The organism is Clostridium sartagoforme (assembly GCF_004794105.1).
GTDB lineage: Bacteria > Bacillota > Clostridia > Clostridiales > Clostridiaceae > Clostridium > Clostridium sartagoforme_B.
The window spans coordinates 1-3,000 of the sequence record NZ_SRYR01000026.1 but is presented as its reverse complement, the minus strand read 5'-3'; the positions used below and the strand labels follow the sequence as shown (position 1 = coordinate 3,000).

At 27.0% G+C, this 3,000-nt stretch carries 2 protein-coding genes and 1 rRNA gene; all 3 read left to right on the top strand.

Annotated features, from left to right (window positions below; genetic code table 11):
* Window positions 1-99 precede the first annotated feature (99 nt).
* The 3 genes from rrf (at window position 100) to glgD (ending at window position 2,604) form a co-directional block, all read left to right on the top strand.
* Window positions 100-216: ribosomal RNA gene (gene rrf, locus E5347_RS16640) — 5S ribosomal RNA — on the top strand.
* Between the two features lie 126 nt (window positions 217-342).
* Window positions 343-1,503: a glucose-1-phosphate adenylyltransferase gene (locus tag E5347_RS16635; RefSeq protein ID WP_136008343.1), complete on the top strand. Its 1,161-nt coding sequence runs from the start codon at window positions 343-345 to the stop codon at window positions 1,501-1,503.
* A 15-nt stretch (window positions 1,504-1,518) separates the two neighbouring features.
* On the top strand, window positions 1,519-2,604 hold the full coding sequence (glgD, locus tag E5347_RS16630) for a glucose-1-phosphate adenylyltransferase subunit GlgD (RefSeq protein ID WP_136008342.1): 1,086 nt from the start codon (window positions 1,519-1,521) through the stop codon (window positions 2,602-2,604).
* Window positions 2,605-3,000: the final 396 nt, after the last annotated feature.

Below are 3,000 nucleotides of genomic sequence, written 5' to 3'. Positions count from 1 at the left end.
ATATTTAGCTGACTGATACTAATAGGTCGAGGGCTTGACCAATAAATTTTGGAAATGTTAAAAATTATTCATATGCAATTTTCAGAGAACACTCTGAAATCTGGTGATGATGGCGTAGAGGAAACACTCCTTTCCATTCCGAACAGGAAAGTTAAGCTCTACAGCGTCGATGGTACTGCACGGGCGACTGTGTGGGAGAGTAGAACGTTGCCAGGTAGCAAGACTATATCAATTTATTGATATAGTCTTTTTTTTTATTTCAATAGAAATATAAATACAAACATATAAACTATGTATCCTTCATATTAATAAATGTAAGATAAATAAATAAGGAGGGATATAATGAGCAAAAAAGAGATAATAGCTATGATTTTAGCTGGTGGACAAGGTTCTAGGTTGGGGGTATTAACTAAGGAACTAGCAAAACCGGCTATACCTTTTGGAGGTAAGTATAGGATTATAGATTTTACTTTAAGTAATTGTTCAAATTCAGGAATATATACAGTTGGAGTTTTAACCCAATATAAGCCTTTAGAGCTAAATTCTCATATAGGTATTGGATCTCCTTGGGACTTGGATAGGAGAGATGGAGGAATTAGTATCCTGCCTCCATATCAAAAGGAAAAGGGTGGAGAATGGTATAAAGGAACTGCAAATGCTATTTATCAGAATATAGAGTATATAGATAGATATGATCCTAAGTATGTGCTTATATTATCAGGGGATCATATATATAAGATGAATTATGAAGAAATGTTAAACTTTCATAGAGTAAAGGAAGCTGAAGCTACAATTGCAGTTATAGAAGTAGATATAAATGAGGCTAGTAGATTCGGAATAATGAATACAAAAAATGATTTTTCTATATATGAATTTGAAGAAAAGCCTGAAAACCCAAAGAATAATAAAGCTTCTATGGGGGTATATATTTTTAATTGGAAGATATTAAGAAAGTTCTTGATAGAAGATGAAAAAGATAGTAATTCAAATCATGATTTTGGTAAAAATATAATTCCAAGTATGTTAAAGAAAAAAATAAAGTTATTTGCATATCCCTATAATGGATATTGGAAAGATGTTGGTACTATAAAAAGTTTATGGGAAGCTAATATGGATTTATTAAAATTTAATAATGATTTAAATTTATATGATCATAATTGGAGAATTTATAGTGAAAATATATCCAGGACGGCTCAATATATAGGGAGGAATGGATCTGTAAAAGAATCTTTGATTGTAGAAGGCTGCATTATAGAGGGGGAGATAGATCATTCTGTATTGTTTCAAGGAGTTACTATAGGTAAAAATTCTATAATAAAGAATTCAGTAATAATGAATGATGCAGTAATAGAAGATAACGTAATAATTAATAAAGCAATAGTAGGAAATAATGCAATAGTATCAAAAAATTGCAATATAGGTAATGGAAAAGATATTACAGTAATAGCAGCTAATGAAACTATAGAATATGGAGAGAGAATGAATCCATTAGAAGTGGTATAATATTTGGAGGGTTTAATGAAGGATTGTATAGGAATTATTAATTTAGATGAAAATGAAGAAAAATTGAAAAGTTTAATAAATAATAACACGATATCATCAATGTCTATTGCAGGGAGATATAGAATAATTGATTTTGTATTATCAAATCTAACTAATTCAGGAGTAGAGTGTATAGGATTATTTGCAAAGAAAAAATCATATCCTCTTATAAATCACTTGAGCAATGGTAGGCCTTGGGATCTTCATAGAAAGAAATATGGATTAAGAATATTTAATTATAGTGAGTATGATCCAGCTTATGATGATATTCATAGCTTTATGGAAAATATTGATTTTATTAAGAATAGTGATAAAGAATATATAATAATGGCATCATCATATATGGTTTGTAATATTAACTATCAAGATGTTATAAATTATCATAGAGAATCAGATAATGATATAACTATTGTTTATAAGAAGGATATAAACATAAAAAATAAATATGAAAATTGCCAAACTATAGAATTTAATCCTGAAGGAAAAATAGAAAGTATAGAAGTAATATCGAATAAAAGTAATAACGTAAATTTAAATATGGAAATGTATATAATGAGGACTTCTCTATTTATAAATATGGTAAGGGATAGCCTGACTACGGGTCTTTATAAAAAAATTAATGATTATATAATAAGTAATACAAGAAAATTAAATATGGGAGCATATGAATTTGAAGGATATTTAGCTTGTATAAATTCAATAGACTCCTATTTTAATACCAATAAAGAAATATTAAATTTAGAAATAAGTAAGGAACTATTTTATAACAGACCTATATATACAAATCAAAAAGATGAGCCACCAACATACTATTCTAAAGATAGTAAAGTAGAAAATTCTATAATTGCTAATGGTTCATATATAGAGGGGAAGGTAGAGAATAGTATTATAGGAAGAGAAGTAATAATTAAAAATGGAGCAGTAATAATTAATAGTATAGTTATGGATAATTGTGTAGTAGATAAATTTTCACTGATAAACAATGCAATAGTAAATTCAGGAGTATCATTTAAAGAAGAATCTGTAATTGAGGGATTTATTGAAAAACCTAAAATAATATAAAATAAAGAGTATCTAAATAATAGATACTCTTTATATTTATCTTGATAAGAAAAATATATTTATAAAATAGATCAATTTTCTAGTTAATAGGAGATTATTAATAACAACTCATCCACACGTATCAATAGTAGAAAAATTAAGGAATATATACATATTTTAAATTATTTAAGGTAAAATAAGAATAATGGGAGAAATATTAAATACTAAAAAATACTTTACGTGATAATATCTTTTATGTTCTCGGAAACAACTTAGAAGATAACTTGAAAAACAAGTTAGAAAAAATAAAAAAAGTTGTTGACAAATTATCTTATAAGTAGTAAGATAATGAAGTCGCTTGAGGGCGACAGAGAAAATGGTCTTTGAAAATTGAACAGAATAAAGTTAAGTAAAATA